This window comes from Myxococcales bacterium (assembly GCA_016703425.1).
Classification (GTDB): domain Bacteria; phylum Myxococcota_A; class Polyangia; order Polyangiales; family Polyangiaceae; genus JADJCA01.
Genome location: JADJCA010000007.1, coordinates 576,989 through 592,899, shown reverse-complemented (window position 1 = coordinate 592,899; position 15,911 = coordinate 576,989). Strand labels below are relative to the sequence as shown.

Sequence of the window (15,911 nt, the reverse complement as noted above, 5' to 3'; positions counted from 1 at the left end):
CCACCGCGCTCTGGCGACGGTTCGGCACGTTCGGTGCTTAGTCGCGAGGCATGTCGGGTCCTCCCTCGCGCCGCTCGTCGCCGCCCGCCGCCCTCGCCCGAACGATCGCCCCTCACCCCTTCGCGCCGCGGTTCTCGGCGCGTTGGGCCCGCTTCGCCGAACGACTCGTCTCTCAGATGGCCAGCGTGACCAGCGCTGGCATCGAGCGCCACGACATCGCGCTTCTCGAGGGCGACATCGCGCGACTGCCGCGCGTCGGTCGCGGCGGACTCTCCGTCGTCGAGCACGACGACGTCCGCGCCGTGGCGGGCGTCTACGGACGAGTCTCGCGCACGACCTCGACGCAGCGGACGCTCTCGCGCCTGCGCTATGGGTATCGCTTCTTTGAGCTCGTGGACCGAGGCGTGACGGCTGGCTACGGGTGGTTTGCGGCGGGCAAGGTTCGTTACCTCGACGAGCTCGCCATCGAGCTCGCGCTTCCCGACGACGCGTTGTGGGTTCGCGACGTCTTCATCCCGCCGTCGCGTCGCGGTCAGGGCCTCTTTGGCTCCCTGCTCTCGCTTGTGGCGAGCCAGTCCCCGGAGCGCCGCCGGTTCTTCTCCGACGTCTCGTGGACCAACGTGGCCTCGCTCCGAGCCCACGCGAACGTTGGCTTCGCGCTTCGAGGTCGCGTGCGCGGGTGGAACCTCGGCCGCCTCATCGTGCGCACCAAGCTCGCGCAGGAGGTGTGCCCCGGCGCCGGCATCGCGGACGAACGCCGCGTGCTCTATCTCGGTGCCAGCGAATCCTCGCTGCATCGCGAGCGCATCGCGTGACACCACGTCCTATCGGCGCGCTCACCGGCGCACGATGACCCTGACGCGCTCGACCCGCGCTGTCGCGTGTTGATCCCCCTCGAAACGAAGCTGATAGAAGAGCGACGCCCCCACGGGGACGTCGAGCGGAACCGTCGTGGTGCCGTCCTCCAGCGTGTCGGCGTTTGGCGGCATCGCGCCGTACCAAGATGTACCGTCGGTGCTGACCGATACCTTGACCTTCGTTGCAGACGGTCGGTGGGCGACGTCGACCGCTAAGCTCACCAACGCTTGCACGGCCTTCCGCCCAAGGAGCAGATCCTTCGAAACGACCGTGCTCGCTGCGGGATAGACGCCGCCGATGGTCGCCGTGGGAACGGTCGTGCCGGTGAGCGTTTCGGCGGCGATCGTCACCCGACCGGCGCCGCCCACGCCGCCGTTGTTGCCGACGCCGATGCCAGCGCTGCCGCCGCTGGCGCGCACGAGAGCGCTGCCCGCGTGAACCGTCGTGCCGCGGAGCCAGATGGCGCCACCGGCGCCGCCGCCGCCGGGGCCGGAGAAGTCCCAACACATCGCGGTCGAACTCGACGTTCCGGGGCATGGCGGCGCGTCGCCTTGGCCGGCGGTGCCGTTGGCCAAGACGAGCCCCGTGAAGGTAACTGTGTCGGCTTCGAGAAAGATCGCGCCGCCGCCCCTGCCGCCGGCTCCGCCCACGGGATTGTTTCCGAGTGTGTTGTCGTTGCCGCCGGAGCCGCCGCCACCGCCAAGCGAGAGCCTGTCGGCGCCCCCGAAGACCGCGCCGCCTTGGCCTCCGCACGCGACGTCGCCGCCCGTCCCACCGACGGTGCCGTGGCCGCCGCCGCCGGCCCCGACGCCACGACCGCCGCATGGATCGCCGCGACCGGCGCCGCCGCCGCCGCCGTTGGGTGCGGCCGTCCGCAGCGAGCCGAAGCCGGGGAGCGCCGACTCGCCCACGAAGCCGTCGGCGTTGGTGTTGTTGCCCGGTCGCGCCCCGCCCCGATAGCCGGCGCCGCTGGCGTCGAGGGCGCCCGCGATCGTCGCCGCGTCTCGAACGCGAACAACGAGCGCGCCGCCACGCGTTCCGTCCCACGCGGGTGCAACGACGCGGCCGCCGCCAGCGACGGCGAACGACGCGTAGTTCGGGACTCGTTGCACGGCGGGGCGGTCGGCCGCACCGTGAGGAAAGGACAGGGGAGTTGTCGTTGAAAGGCCCACGCTCGTGACGCTCGCGACGCGACGAAATTCAGCGCGGCCCGCCGTGGGGCCTTGCATGTCGAGGATCACGATCTCGTCACCGGCTGCGAGGCCCGCGGTCATGCCGCCGATGGAGATCGTGTCCGCTTGTGCGGCGATGGGTTGGCTCGCAGCGTAGATGATCACGTCGGGACCCGGGCGACCGACGCAAGTCGTCGCAGTCAGATCGATGGTGCCCGTGACGACGCATGCGCCATCGGCGCCCGTGCCCCGTTCGATGGAACTCTTCATGGCGAGCGCGCCGCCGGCTACGACATACCCGACCGACTTGGTGTCATCGACGAGCGCCGGGTCGTCGAACTCGTCGACGATGAGCTCCTCCGCGCCCCCGTCCCCGCCCGCATCGACCGCGGGAGCTTCTTTGGGTGAAGCCGTGTCTTGGGACTCTGCGTTCGGTCCCGTGACGCTGGCGTCAAGGACAGCTACGTCGCCCTCGCCCCCCAGTTCGTACGAGCACGCCGCGAGGGCCGCGAGAACGGCGCCGCTGATCCACCCCGCCCGGCGCATCCACGAAACGTAGAACGAAGCGCACCGTTCGTCACGCCAGGGCAGGCTGGAGAGGGCGGGCCGGAGGCGAGGCCGTCACGGGACTTCTAGGTGACGCGAGCCGGCGGCGTGCAGGCGTCCGCCTCGCAGCGTCCCGTCAGGCGTAGACGGTTCTTCGCGAACGCTTCGTAGGCGATCTCCGCCAACGTCGCCACGCCGGGCCACTCGCTGAGCGCCACCAGTCGGCGGAAGCCAACGGCCCGGTAGAGGTGACGGAAGACGTCGACGCCCTCCAGCCAGCGGCCTTCCGCATCGCGCCCCCGAATCCTCGCCATGAAGTCGGCTTGCGTGAGGCCGTACACGAGCGCGTCGAAGTCGGGCGCCGCGATGTCGGTGAATCGGATCGCCCGCCGCGCGTCGCGCCGCTTCAGCATGCGGATCTCGCGCATGCAGAGCGGGCAATCCCCGTCGTAGAAGACCTCCACCTCTGCCTCGTGCGCCATGAGGCGACTATGGGGCGTACCGAAGGGGCGGCGAACCGAGTGAGCGTTTCGAACGGGACCTTGCGTCGCAGGGCGCACAACGTCGCGTACTTGCTTCGAAGGGCGCAACCTCGCACACTCAGGGCTTATGCCCCGCGACGGTGACGATAAGCGCTTTCCGTCGTTTTCCGACGAACCGGAGGATCTTTCAACCGCCTTCCAGACGCGCCTGCAAGGGTTGCCCGACGAGGCCGACGCGACGTTCACCATCCACGTGGTGAGCGGTATCGACGCGGGCAAGCGGTTCGTCGTGAGCGGCTCGGCGGCCCGCGTCCTCATCGGCACCGGCCCCGCGTGCGAGCTCCGGCTCACCGATCGGCAAGTCTCCAGGCGACACGCCGCCGCGGAGGTCGTCGGACCGGCCCTGGAGCTGAGCGATCTCGCGTCGAAGAACGGCACCTGGCTCGGGACCGCGCGCCTTCGCGAGGTCTCCGTCTACGGCGGAGAGCACCTTCGCATGGGCGACACCGTGCTCTTCGTCGAGCGCGGCGCTCCGAGCGCGCAGCCGCTACCGGCCGTCACGCACTTCGGAACGACCCTCGGCATCAGTCGGGAGATGAGGCGCCTCTTCCCGTTGCTCGAGCGCCTCGCTCGCGCCCAGGTTCCAGTCGTGATCGAAGGCGAGACTGGCACCGGCAAGGAGGTGCTCGCCGAGTCCATCCATGCGGAGAGCCCGCGCAAGACAGGACCGTTCATCGTCTTCGATTGCACCGCCGTCCCGCCGAACCTCGTCGAGTCGGAGCTCTTCGGTCACGAGCGCGGTGCCTTCACGGGCGCCGTCGCGCTGCGCCGAGGCGTCTTCGAGCAGGCTCACGGAGGTACCTTGCTGATCGACGAGATTGGCGATCTCGACCTTACGATGCAGCCGAAGCTCCTTCGAGCCATCGAGCGCTCCGAGGTGCGGCGCGTCGGCGGTGACAAGTGGCTCAAAGTTGACGTGCGCCTTCTATGCGCCACGCGCCGCGACCTCGATCGCGAGGTGCAAGCGGGGCGCTTTCGCGACGATCTGTTCCACCGGCTCGCGGTGGCTCGCGTCGAGCTGCCACCGCTCCGCAAGCGACGCGGTGACATTCCGCTGCTCGTGCATCGCTTCTGCACCGAGCTCGGCGGCGACATGTCGAAGGTGCCGGCGCCGTTGCTCGCGGCGTGGGAGGAGGAGCGCTGGCCCGGCAACGTTCGTGAGCTGCGCAACGTCGTCGCGAGGCAGCTTGCGCTTGGTGAGCTGGCGACGCTGAGCTTCCACGACGAGACCGCCGGACCCGGCGAGAAGGCGCCGGCGGTGCAGCAGGCCGAGTGGCTCGAGCTCATCTTGGCCAGGAACCTGCCGCTCATCGAGGCACGCGAGCAGGTCCTCGCGGCGTTCGAGCGGCGGTACATCGAGCACATGCTCGCGTACACCGGGGGCAACGTCGCGCGGGCGGCGGCCCACGCCGGCGTCGCGCGCCGTTACTTTCAGATTCTCAAGGCGCGTCGCGTGGGCGGCCAATAGGCTGCGGTCGATAGACGCGCGGAGCGCCGACATCGGCGGGTGGCCCGTCTGAGCCCCATGATCGGCAGGTGCGATCCCGGAGATCGCGCCCCCGCTGACGGATCGCACCGCGCTCGGCGATTTTCAGAGAACGGGGCCCCAATCGGCGTGGGCACGGCGCTCGCTTGACGGTGTCCATTGGAGGCTACCTTGGGGAAAGCTCGACGCACCGTCCTCTTCGCGCTCGCGGGGCTGCTCGCTCCGACCGTCGCCCACGCGGCCAAGACCACGGACGAGTATCGCTACTTTCGCGCCCTCAGCATCGACCTCAAGGGGCGCATTCCCACACGCTCGGAGATCCTGGCGTTCGAGGCGCCGAGCTTCGACGAAGACGCGTTTGTCGAACAGCACCTCTCGGGCGCTGCGTACAGCGAGCGACTCCAGCGCATCTACATGGACGCGCTGCGGCTTGAGGTCCCCGACGCGTTCCTCTTTCGGCCGGAGCCGACGATGCTCCGTCGGTACTCGATCCTCGTGCGCGAGGTCGACGGCGCGACGAAGCCCGTTTGGGTCTATTGGCGCTCTGCGCAGCGCCGCGACACGCCGACGTTCGACCGGCGTTTCTGCTTTGGCGAGGCCGACACGGGGCAAGTCTTCACCCGTGGACGCGCTCCCGAGCCCCTCGAACCGAAGACGGCTGTACCCCGCGCGACCTTCAACGGCCGCGTCCAGAAGGTTCGCCCTTGGTGGCTCTATCGTGATTACCGCGTCGCCGCGCCGCGGGAGCACTACGCCTCGTGGCAAGGGAGCGAGAGGCGATACCTGTTGGCCCTGCCGACAGACAAGGTGGGGCCCGCGACGGCGGCCAATGATCCGCGCTTGCTCGTCGACGCTGACGGCACGGCGACGACCGAGGTCTACGTCTGCAAAGAGGAGGCGAGTCGCGCCGAGAGCGCCGTCGTCACGGTCAATGGCGCTCCGGTCACGGTGGCCTGCTCGTCGGAGACGGGAGCGCGGCTCGCGTCGACCTGCGGCTGCGGTACGGGGCTGGAGCGTTGTACGCCCGGTGCGGGCCACTCCCTTGACCCCGCCGGCGCAGTCCTTCCATCGGTCGCGCCCCTTGGGCCAGCAGAGCCCTTCGAGGTCTCGCGCGCGCCGCAAAGCGACTGGTGGAAGAGCGCGTGGGCCGAGGAGGCGCGTCGGTACTTCGACGTCATCTTCACCGAGGACCGCGACTTTCGCGAGGTGCTGACGGGTCGCTTTGGCGAGATCAATGGGCCCCTCGCGCAATTCTACCGAGGCGTCGCCGGCTCCGACTGCTGCACCGAGCAGAGCGCCGTCGCGCCCGGGACTTCGCTCGCGACGCCGACGTTCCTCGTCGAGCCCGAGCGCGTTCCGGCCGATCTGTTGCCGCACGAAATGGACCGCTGGGTTCGCGTGGCCGATCGGGGCCCGAGGGCCGCGGGGATCCTCACGATGCCGGTCTTCCTGGCGAAGTTTGCGTCTCGGCGCGGTCGAGCCAACGCGGTCTACAACGCGTTTCTTTGCAAGGACTTCATCGCCGACAAGGTCGCGCTGGTGCCCAGTGACGAGCCAAACCTGATGATTCGACCGGGCTGCGCCACGTGTCACGCGAAGCTCGAGCCGCTGTCGGCCTTCTTCGCACGGACGCGCGAGTCCGCCGTCTCTTGGTTGGCCGCACCCGTGGACAACCCAGCCTGCGCTTTGGCGCCCGGTGGCGTCATGTCGCCGGCCTGCGCAAAGTTCTACGACCCCGCGTTCTCCACCGCCCAATCGGGACAGCTCCGCGGCGCCTACGGCTCGCCGACCAACGTCGCCAAGGGCCCTCAAGGCCTCGCCGCTGAGGTCGTCGCTGCACCGGAATTCGCAGCCTGTGTGGCCCGTACCGTCAGTGAAGGGCTTGTGGGGCGACGGCTCGCCGCCGCCGAAGAAGCGGCCCTCGGCGCGAGTGTCGCTCAAGGAGGCTTCCGCTTGAAGGCCCTCGTGCGCGCCATCGTTAAGTCCCGCGCCTACAAGAACGCCAATGCCACGGGAGGTGCACAATGAAACGCTCCTTCTTCTTCTTGGGGGCCTGGCTGACGCTTAGCGCCTGTTACCAGGCGCCGGGCACGGACGGTGCGGCGCCGCAGCCGCCTACCGTCAAACTCACCGACGTGCCCGGTCACGAAGGCCTCGTCGACGGCCGGCACAAGGACGGGCCCCGCATGCTCGCGGGCGAATCGTACCTGCGGTCGTACATGATGCTGTTCGGCGACATCTCCCCGGCGGAGGTGGCGCGCGCCGCGCGCGGCGCCGAGGGCAACGAGCTGTTTGTTTCTTGGAAGAGCCACCTGGGCGCCCTCGGCCTTCCCGACTATGGCGCGGACATTGCGCGCGGCGCGGAGTCGAACACGATCATGCTCGCGACCTACGAGCGGCTCGGCGTTGCGCTGTGCGATCGCGCCGCGGAACGAGATCTGAAAAGCGCCCGCGATCGCAGGGTCTTTGACTTCGAGCTCGCGAAGGACCCGATGGATCGCGCCGCCTTCGATGCGGGGTTCGACGTCCTCCATCGCACCTTCCTTGGATACCCAGCCTCCCTGGCGAGCGGCCGCGGCGACCGCTTCTTTCGCCTCTACAGCGACGTCCTCGCGCGTCATGCGGCGCCGGGCGCCGCGCCGTCGAAGCTCACGCCGCCGGAGGCCGGGTGGAGCGTCGTTTGCTACGGCCTCGTTCGCCATCCGGAGTTCCACCTGTACTGACCGACGGGCCGCTCCCAGGTTCACCTCGAGGCGCCGCACGCGTCAGCGGCGCGCCGCAACCCCCAAGGAATCACCATGAACCGACGTTCGTTTCTCAAGCTGTTCGCCGCGACCGGCGCCGCCTCGACGGCGTCGCTACCGGTGCTTCGCGCGCTCGCGAACCCGAGCGGCGTCGAGGAGAGCTTCATCGTGATCCACGCCTCGGGCGGCTGGGACGTCTCGCTCTGGGCGGATCCACGAAACGCTCGTGTTGGTCTCGTCGACCCGGCCACCGACGAGGTCGTCGAGACGGCCGGCATTCGGCACTGGACACCGAAGCCCCTCGGGGACGGCACGTCGAGCTTCGAACTCGTGCGGCGCGGCGCCCTGACGCTCGGCCCGGTGATGGGCAACCTCACCGATCGCGCCGATCGACTCACCCTCGTGAACGGCATCGCGATGGACACCGTCTCCCATCGGGACGGCGCCTTCTATTCCGCTACGGGGCGCCACCTCGCCGGCGGTCGAGCGGTTCAAACCTCGGTTGACAGCGTTCTCGCCAGTGAGCTCGGCGCCGCAGACCTTCTGCCCCTCGTCAGCGTCGAGTTCCCCTCGACCTTCGTCTCGCGAACGCTCGACCCGCGTGGCATGCCGCTGCGGATGAGCCGCGTCACCACGGCCGGCGATTCGGTGGCGCGAAGCGACGCGTGGACGACGGCGCAAGATCGCGACGCGGTCACCGCCGTGCTGGCCGAAGAAGCCGCCGACTTGGCCGCGAGCTCCTACGACCCCGTGCCTGCGGAGCGCATGAAGCTTCAGTACGAGGCGCTGCGCCGGCTGTTGGCTGACAAGGGGACGGGGCAACTCTTCGATGAGAACAAGCTCCGCACCGTGGCCCAGCCGCGCTTCTTCGTCGACGGCGCGGGCCAGCGCGTCGTTCGCCGCTTCCAAGACACCATGGCACTGAACGCGGCCTTCGCCGTCGAAGCCATCAAGAAACGCGTCGTTCGCTGCGTGAGCTTCGCCGTCCGCGGCTTCGACACGCACAGCGCCGACTACGCCGACGCGCCGCTCAAGTACCAGGAGTTCTTCGACGTCATCGCGACGCTGATCGACCGACTCGACGCCGAAGGGCTCTCGGACCGCGTTCACATCCTGGTCGTGAGCGACTTCTGCCGGACGCCGCAGATTAACCTGCGCGGCGGGCGAGACCACCACCCCAACAACTCCGCGCTGATCGTCTCGCCCCGCTTCAAGGGGGGGCGCGCGTTTGGAGGCACCGACGCTGGCCAGCTCTTGTCGACGAACTACATCCAAGAAGCCACCGGTGCGAGACCCATTCAGCCCGGCGACGTCATCGCCACCTTGCTCGCGGCGATGGGCATCGACCCGCGCGCGCACCTTCGCGACGGTGTCGTGATGCCGGAGGTGCTCGCGTGAAGCTGGGCCTCCTCGCTTTGGCGCTCCTTGCCGTCGCGGGCTGCTTCTCGGCGGCAGATGCCATCGGCGAGACGGCCGCGGTGGCGAGCACGTCGACCCTCTCGCGCGGCCCCGACCTCACGCTCCACGCTTTGCCGACGGCCGATCCGAAGGCGCTCGGCGATGTCGTCGCCGTCGCGGAGGCGGCCGATGACTACGTCGCCTTTGGCGACCACGGTGCGGTGCTTGTGCGCGCTGGCGCCGTCGTGCAGTCGCAGGGTGACGTGCGCGCTTGGCGCGGTGCCGCCGCTATCCCCGCCCTCGACGGGGAGGGGACGTGGCTCGTGGGACTCTCCGCCGACGGTCGCTTGCTTCGCTTGCTTGAGTCCGGTCGCTTCGAGAACGTCGGACGTCGCTTGCCCATCGCCAGCGGGGAGCACGTTCGCGGCGTCGCGGTGACGTCGGACGCGGCCTTCGCGCTCGCCCTCGACGGCGCCGTCCTCCTCGTCAACGTCGCGAAGCAAACGAGCGTTCGCCTCGACGTGCCGAGTCTCGATGGCGTTGCGGCGACCGAGTCTCGCATCGCCGGTCTGCGCGGCGACGAGCTCGTCGTCGTGGACGTGGCGAGTCGCAAGGCCACGAGTCGCGCCGTGCCTGGCGCGCGCGGCGCCGCCTTCGACGCCGCCGGACGCCTCCTCGTTTTGACACCGCACGCGCTGCTCCGCGAGGACGGCACCAGCGGCGGAACGCTCTCGCGAATCGTCGAACGCGACGACGTGGAGCTCCGCGCCCTTGGCGCCGGCGGCGGCCGGGTCTGGTTCGTTGCCGGCGCCGAGCCGTGGAACCTCGACGGCGAATCGCTGCGTCGCGGCTCGGTGGCGACGTTCGACGCGGCGAGTTCGATGCTCGTCTCGCGGAGCGGCGACGTGTGGCGCGCCGGGCCCGCTCTCGCGCGCCATAGGGTCGAGCTCTCAGCGGAGGAGGCCAATTGGAATGCGCGCGTCCTTCCCGTGGCGGCGCGCGCCTGCGGCGAGTGCCACGGCGCCGGTCGTGCCGGCCTGGCGCTCTCGTCCTATTCCGCGTGGAACGCGAACCGCGAGCCGATTAAGGAGCGCGTCTTGCGCGCTCGCACCATGCCGCCATTGCTGCGCACGCTGTCGACCGAAGACACGAGGGCGCTCGAGAGCTTCTTGGGGCCTTGACCGGCCGACGTGCCGTTCGTTGCGTCGAGCGCTAACTCTCGTACCCCGACACTGTGAAATCGGCAGGTTCGAGGAGGCCCCCGACGAGCGAGGGGCCAACTCGAACCTGCCTCGTTTCCACGGGTTTGTGTCTGGGAGTTTCGTTCTCGTTTGCCGTACTCGACCCATCAAAATCAATGGGTCGAGGTACTAGACCATGCCGACTTCACAGTGTCGGGGGCTAGTGTGGTGAATCAGAGATTCACCACACGTCGAACGAGGACAGGAACCGAGTACACCTGTGACTTTGACCGACGAATTCGCGCCCCTCGCTCGACGAGGGGGCGCGACATTCGGCGAGCGAACTTCTGACTCAGGACACTAGGGCACCGTGGTCGCCAGGTGGTAGAGGGCCGGCGGCGCGAGGAAGTAGACGTCGTCGCCCGCGAAGGCCGCCATCACGCCACCGAGATCGGCGGTCGAGCCACCGTCGAGCAGAGCCCTCGCGCAGGCAGGGCTGGCGGTGTCGACCCACTGCAATCGAACGCGCGTAGCTTCGCGAATGAAGACGAACTTGGGATTGGCGGTGAGGCCGTAGGTTGGCGACGAGAAGATCTCGACGTTGCCCCCGGCGTCGCAGGCGTCGAGCGGTGTCCGTTGAACGTTGCGGTTGAGATCGACCCAGAAGAGCCCCTCGGGGCACACCGAGAGGTGCGTCGCGCTCTTGTTGCTGACGAGGTTGCAGGGCCCAGCGTCGGCGCGCGCCCAGTCGGAGATGGCCAAGCTCTGCAGTCGCCCCACGGTCTCTGTCGCGTAGTAGATGCGCGAATCGTCGGCCCGTATGCGATAGGCGCGCCCCGCGACGGACCGCTGCTGCAAGACGCCGCTGTCCCACGGGTAGTACCACGCGGCGTTGGTGTTGCTGCCGAGGACCAAGCCGTCAGGACCTTCGTCGAAGTCGGTGATCTCCTGGGCCACCGGCGCGAGCGTCGTCGTCCCGCCGTCGGCGAGGACCCGCGCGATGCGTTTGCCGAGTCCGCAAATCACCTCGCCCGAGTGTTCGACGCATCCTTCGACCACCTCGGCTGTTTCGAGGACAACCTTGGGGGTGCCGCCGGTCTTGGGGAGCCGGTACACCGTGCTGCCGTCGGAGCCCCCGTCGACGCGCGATCCCGTGACGACGTAGATGGCGGCGTCAGACAAGGAGAGCGCGTTCGGGTAATCCGCCGATGCGGGGGTCGAACCGAACGTTGCGAGCCTGGTCAGCGCACAGGTGACCGGCGGATGCGTGGCGTCGCCCGTCGCGTCGCCCAGGGCGCTGTCCGTCGCGCCATCGAGGCCCGTCGCGTCACCGGTCGCGGTGGCGTCGCTCGGTGAGCTGTCGGCAGTCGCAGCGTCGCCTTCTGGCGCTGAGTCGGCGTAGTCTCCCGCGTCGACGCCATCGCCGAAGCCGTCGAACGAGCGCACGAGGGAGCACCCGGCAGCGATGCCAACGCAGGTGAACGTGGCGAGCGACCGAAGCCTCACGGTCGCCTCCGCTGCGCCAGCGCTGCCCGCGGCGCCTCGCCTGTGGGCCACAAGAAGTAGGTCGCGACGGCGGCACCAAGACTCACGATGGCGACGGCCAGCGAGACGTCTGCCACCAGGTACGTCGCCTTCGTCGCCTCGATGTCTGTCGTCGTGCACCGCGGTCGGCAGGCCTCCAAGTCGCGGTAACGGCTCTCGCCATAGAGGGCGAAGCCGGCAAAGCCGGCGACGCCACCCGCCGCCACGCCGCCTAGGACCCAGGAAGCGAGAGGGATCGTGCGCGCGGAAGGTTCGTGCGGGGGCGGTTCGCGCGGCGCCGCGCTCGCGGCTGGCGCCATCGGCGCTGGGGGCAGGCTCAGCACAACGTGGCGGCCGCGCTCGCCTTCGCGAAGAACGATTTCTTGCGTCAGCCGTTGACCCTCTGCGTCGACCTCGATGCGGTGCGTGCCCGGGTTGAGCTCCGTCGCGCGCCCGTCTGCGCTGACGCTCCGCTGGTTGACGGCGATTTGCGGCAGCTTCACGTCGCTGCCGTCGGCGCGCTTCACGGCGATCACGATCGACGGCAGCGCTTCTTCGACTTCAGCGAGCCAGCGGGCGCATTCGGGGCGCACGATCTCGGCACACTCCCGCAAGCAGACGCCGAGCTCCTCCCGCGATTCGAGCAGCGAGCCCTGGCGCTGGAGCCGTTGAGCGCTCTCATACGCGCTCGCGCAGCGCTCCTTGTCTCCGGCTGCGCAAAGGCTGGAGACCCAGAATGCCGCCAAACCACACAGCGCACCGACGGCCCGCCTCAGCGGCAGTCGGGCTTCAGCGTCTTGATGCCGTCGGGGCCGAGAATCCACGGAGGGTCACAGTTTCGCGTCTTGGTAGGGGTACGCAAGCGCCGTGTGGCCGAGGGTTCATTTTCCAGGTCGACGAAGGGCGTTTCCACTGAAGCGGACGGCTCTGCGGGGACCGGCACGCTTGGAGAGGGCAGCGCGCTCGCTTGAGCGAACGCCGCGAAGGTGGGGGTCGAAACGGCCGGCGGAATCTCCGCGGTCATGCGCCCCCGGAGGACGATGGATGTCCCCACGATGAGCGAGAGAACCGCGGCGCCGGCGATCCAGCGACGCCGAACGCGACGCGCTTCGGGGCGTGCACCGACGTCTTCCGTCGGCGGGGCGGTCGGCGTCGACGGTGGTTGGGGGAGGCCTGGCGTCGCCCGGGCGGCCGCCTCCATCGCCGCCTCAAGCGCGGCGAGTCGTTCACCGAGCGTCGACTGGACCCAACGCGCCACCGTCCGCGGCGACGCGGGCGCCATGGTGCGCTCGATCGCATCGGCGAATTCGCGCGCCGACCCGTACCGCTCGTCTGCGCCCTTGGCGAGGGCGCGCATGACCAGCGCATCGACCTCCGGCGGCACGGACACGAAGCGGCTCGGCGGCGGCGGCGTCTCCTCGCAGACGCGCAACATGATCGTCATCGGCTCGTCGGCGGTGAAAAGGCGCCGGCCCGTCAACGCCTCCCACAAGACGACGCCTGCGGCGTAGACGTCGGCGCGGCGATCCAACGGTCTGCCGCGGACCTGCTCCGGAGGCATGTACGACGCCTTGCCTTTGAGCTCACCGTCGCGCGTCTCCTGCGAACGTCCGCGCGCTTTGGCGATGCCGAAGTCGACGAGGCGCGCGCCCCCATCGACGCCGACAAGGACGTTCTGCGGCGATACGTCGCGGTGCACGAGGCCGAGCGGCACTCCGTCGTCTCCGCGCGCTTCGTGCGCCGCGTGCAGTCCCTCGAGCGCGTCGATCACGATGGCCGCAGCGATGTCCGGCGGCGTGGGCGCACCGGCCGCACGCAAGAGCTCTGCGAAGCTCTGGCCGAGGACGTATTCCATCACGATGAGCACCTCGCCAGCGGCGCTCACGACATCCAAGATCGGGACGACCTTGCTGTGGCGAATGCGTGCTGCGAGGCGCGCTTCATCGAGAAACATCGCAGCGAAGTTCGGCTCGCGCGCGAGATGCGGATGCAGTCGCTTGATGGCCACGACCCTGGCGAAGCCGTCGGGACCCAACATGCGGCCAAGGTGGACCGTCGCCATGCCCCCCGACGCCACCTGCGAACACAGGAGGTAGCGTCCAAGGGTAAGGCCCGACGCGGTCATGGGAACATAAGACTACCCCCCGCGCTGCATCTCGTCCTTGGCGGAAGCGACCCGATTCTCACGAACGCCATCGGGGCGAGCCTTCGGTCCTTCCGCCTGCCGGTGGTTCACAGCGGGCGACGCGTAAACGGCGCGAACATCTGGTGCAGAAGGCCCCGCTCGCCGATGGGCTCGACGCCGATGCGCACGCCTTCCCGGGGCGCCTTGAGGCTGCCGAAGACCCAGTCCCAGAAGAGGAGGCGACAGCCGTAGTTGGAGCGGCTCTCGAGCTCGTCGGCCGAGTGATGCACCCGGTGGTAGTCCGCCGTCGCAAAGAGCCACGAGAAGCCTCGACTTCGGACTGGAACGTTGGCGTGAGACAGGACGTTGACGACCGACTGGATGAGCGCGGCCCACATGAGATCGCGCCCTCGCGCGCCCAGCGCCACGAGCGGGAGATACCCGACGACGCTGAGCATCAAGAGGTCAACAGGGTGATTGCGCGCGGCCTTTAGCGCCGACAGGCGCGTAGGCACATGGTGCGTCGCGTGGAATCGCCACAAGAGCGGCACGGTGTGCTGCAGCCGATGGCCCCAATACCAAAAGAGCTCGCCGACCAGGAGGAGGATGGCGACGCGCGCCGGTGAGGGAAGACCGGCGAGCGCGCCGTAAATGCCGAGCTTCTTTCCAAAGAGCTTCGCCGTCGGAACGACGTAGGGCAGCACCGTGGGGAGCAACCACGTGTGAATCCTCGTGATGAACAGCGCGAAGAGGAGGTCGACCCCGAGCTCTCGCAGCGCCGCGCGAGGCGCCTCGCGAAAGGGATAGTTCCAATCGCGTCGATAGGGCCTGAGCCACTCAAAGAGCGTGATGATCGCCAGCGGTGCCGCCGACGACACGAAGAGTGTGGTCACCCACGTCAGGCCCGCGCGCCTCGCGAAGTAGGTCGCGACGACGCACCCAATTAGCACAGCGGGACAGAAGGCGACCTCGAACACGGCCCAGAGCCGCTCGGCGAGCGGCGTCGATGGCGCCGGCGTGGTCGCCGGCGTGGTCGGCGGCGTGGTCGGCGGCGTGGTCGGCGGCGTGGTCGGCGGGGCGAGGGCGGGAGCGACGCCAGGTCGCTCCACCCACTCCCGCGCCACGGGCCATGCGCCCGGCCCGCGGCCTTTGCCGAGGGCCTTCGCGTTCAATTGATGGTCTCACACGTGGCGGCCACGCATGCGCATGCGCTCGCGCATTGCGAGGTCTGCGCGCAGGAGCTTCCGGCGGGCTTCGGCGGCTCCGGCTTGGCGGTCGGCGGAGGCTTGTTCGCCAAGGGGCACGCCCTCTGGTCGCCGTACCCGCCCTTCGACTTGCGCTCCTTGTGGCCCTTGTCGGCGCACTCGGCGCCTACCGGTTTCGAGGGCTCGAGCTCGGTCTCCTTGGCGCCCGCGCAGACGTCGCACTTCTTGTCGCCGTCATCGTCGTCGTCATCGCTGTCGGCACCACCGTGGCCGCCGCGTCCGCTGCTGCCGCCGCCACCGCCGTAGCCGCTGCCCTCGTTGGCGCTGCTCCCGCCGCCGTAGCCGGAGCTCGACTCGCTCTCGTCATGGCAGTCCTTGTCGTCGTCGTGCTCCGACTTGTCATCGTCCTCATCGTCGTCCGCGCCTCCGCCGTAGCCGCCGCGCCCGCTCCCGCTGTTGTCGCCGCAAGCGTCGCAGCCGCCATATCCTCCGCGGCTTAGCGTGCCGACCGTGGCCGTCGCGCTGGCGGCGCCACTGACGCGGAGCCTTCCGAGATCGACTCGCGTCGCCTCGTTGGCACCGAGCCATTCGGTCTTGGAAGCCCCGTCGGGGAGCACGACGCGACCGACGGTCTCTTGCGTGCCGTCGGCACGCTGGTTGGCCACGACGATGCGGTAGTTGCGCCCGGTCTTCAGCTTGAGGGTGAACTCACGATCGAGATCGAGGTACGTCCACACGCGGTAACCGAGGTCGTCGGTCGCGACGACGCGCGGGTTATCGAGCGCCAGCTTCGAGGTGACGGTTCCCGTCACGACCATCTTTCCGTCGGTATCCGACTTTGCGTCGCTGCCGCAGGCCGCGAGGAATCCGAACAGCATCGCCCCAGAAAAGAACCGAATTCGGCTCATGTGAAACCTCCGATTTGGGCGAGGCCCGCCGGCGCCGCCATGAGGGCTCCTCAGCAGGGAGCGTGCCGCCGCTCGCACGGCCTCAAGTGAGCGTGATCACGCTCGGCCGCACTCGCGTCGGATCGAAGCGATCCTCGCTTAGCGCGTGGGACGCCGCGACGAGCACCCAGCCGGATCGGATTGATCCGCCGAGTCGATGCGTCGAGGACGCAAAGATATGTG

General features: G+C 69.1%; 13 protein-coding genes. 6 read left to right on the top strand and 7 right to left on the bottom strand.

Annotated features, from left to right (window positions below):
• Positions 1–50: 50 nt before the first annotated feature.
• A complete protein-coding gene (locus tag IPG50_14500) occupies positions 51–815 on the top strand; it encodes a hypothetical protein (protein MBK6693400.1) in 765 nt (254 codons plus the stop codon).
• A 21-nt stretch (positions 816–836) separates the two neighbouring features.
• On the opposite strand, the gene IPG50_14495 is transcribed toward IPG50_14500, so the two are convergent.
• Both IPG50_14495 and IPG50_14490 read right to left on the bottom strand, forming a co-directional pair.
• The gene (locus tag IPG50_14495; GenBank protein ID MBK6693399.1) at positions 837–2,576 is read right to left on the bottom strand and encodes a hypothetical protein; all 1,740 of its coding nucleotides are present in this window, start codon (positions 2,574–2,576) and stop codon (positions 837–839) included.
• 86 nt (positions 2,577–2,662) lie between these two features.
• Positions 2,663–3,058: a DUF393 domain-containing protein gene (locus tag IPG50_14490; GenBank protein ID MBK6693398.1), complete on the bottom strand. Its 396-nt coding sequence runs from the start codon at positions 3,056–3,058 to the stop codon at positions 2,663–2,665.
• A gap of 127 nt (positions 3,059–3,185) precedes the next feature.
• On the opposite strand from IPG50_14490, the gene IPG50_14485 reads away from it, so the two are divergent.
• From IPG50_14485 to IPG50_14465, 5 genes are all read left to right on the top strand, one after another.
• Entirely contained in the window at positions 3,186–4,586 is a 1,401-nt protein-coding gene (locus IPG50_14485) for a sigma-54-dependent Fis family transcriptional regulator (GenBank protein MBK6693397.1), read from the top strand.
• Between the two features lie 189 nt (positions 4,587–4,775).
• The gene (locus IPG50_14480) at positions 4,776–6,632 is read left to right on the top strand and encodes a hypothetical protein (protein MBK6693396.1); all 1,857 of its coding nucleotides are present in this window, start codon (positions 4,776–4,778) and stop codon (positions 6,630–6,632) included.
• On the top strand, positions 6,629–7,327 hold the full coding sequence (locus tag IPG50_14475) for a hypothetical protein (GenBank protein MBK6693395.1): 699 nt from the start codon (positions 6,629–6,631) through the stop codon (positions 7,325–7,327). The genes IPG50_14480 and IPG50_14475 overlap by 4 nt, the downstream gene beginning before the upstream one ends.
• Before the next feature lie 75 nt (positions 7,328–7,402).
• A complete protein-coding gene (locus IPG50_14470) occupies positions 7,403–8,746 on the top strand; it encodes a DUF1501 domain-containing protein (GenBank protein MBK6693394.1) in 1,344 nt (447 codons plus the stop codon).
• Positions 8,743–9,927, top strand: a complete 1,185-nt coding sequence (locus IPG50_14465) for a hypothetical protein (protein ID MBK6693393.1) — start codon at positions 8,743–8,745, stop codon at positions 9,925–9,927. Before IPG50_14470 ends, IPG50_14465 begins: the two co-directional genes overlap by 4 nt.
• Positions 9,928–10,287: 360 nt before the next feature.
• Here IPG50_14465 and IPG50_14460 read toward each other — a convergent pair whose 3' ends face one another.
• The 5 genes from IPG50_14460 to IPG50_14440 form a co-directional block, all read right to left on the bottom strand.
• Positions 10,288–11,433, bottom strand: coding sequence for a hypothetical protein (locus tag IPG50_14460; GenBank protein ID MBK6693392.1), 1,146 nt, complete (start codon positions 11,431–11,433; stop codon positions 10,288–10,290).
• Positions 11,430–12,197, bottom strand: a complete 768-nt coding sequence (locus IPG50_14455; GenBank protein ID MBK6693391.1) for a hypothetical protein — start codon at positions 12,195–12,197, stop codon at positions 11,430–11,432. The genes IPG50_14460 and IPG50_14455 overlap by 4 nt, the downstream gene beginning before the upstream one ends.
• A gap of 26 nt (positions 12,198–12,223) precedes the next feature.
• On the bottom strand, positions 12,224–13,576 hold the full coding sequence (locus IPG50_14450) for a serine/threonine protein kinase (protein MBK6693390.1): 1,353 nt from the start codon (positions 13,574–13,576) through the stop codon (positions 12,224–12,226).
• A gap of 107 nt (positions 13,577–13,683) precedes the next feature.
• Entirely contained in the window at positions 13,684–14,748 is a 1,065-nt protein-coding gene (locus tag IPG50_14445) for a sterol desaturase family protein (GenBank protein MBK6693389.1), read from the bottom strand.
• Entirely contained in the window at positions 14,745–15,689 is a 945-nt protein-coding gene (locus tag IPG50_14440; protein ID MBK6693388.1) for a hypothetical protein, read from the bottom strand. The genes IPG50_14445 and IPG50_14440 overlap by 4 nt, the downstream gene beginning before the upstream one ends.
• Between the last annotated feature and the right edge of the window lie 222 nt (positions 15,690–15,911).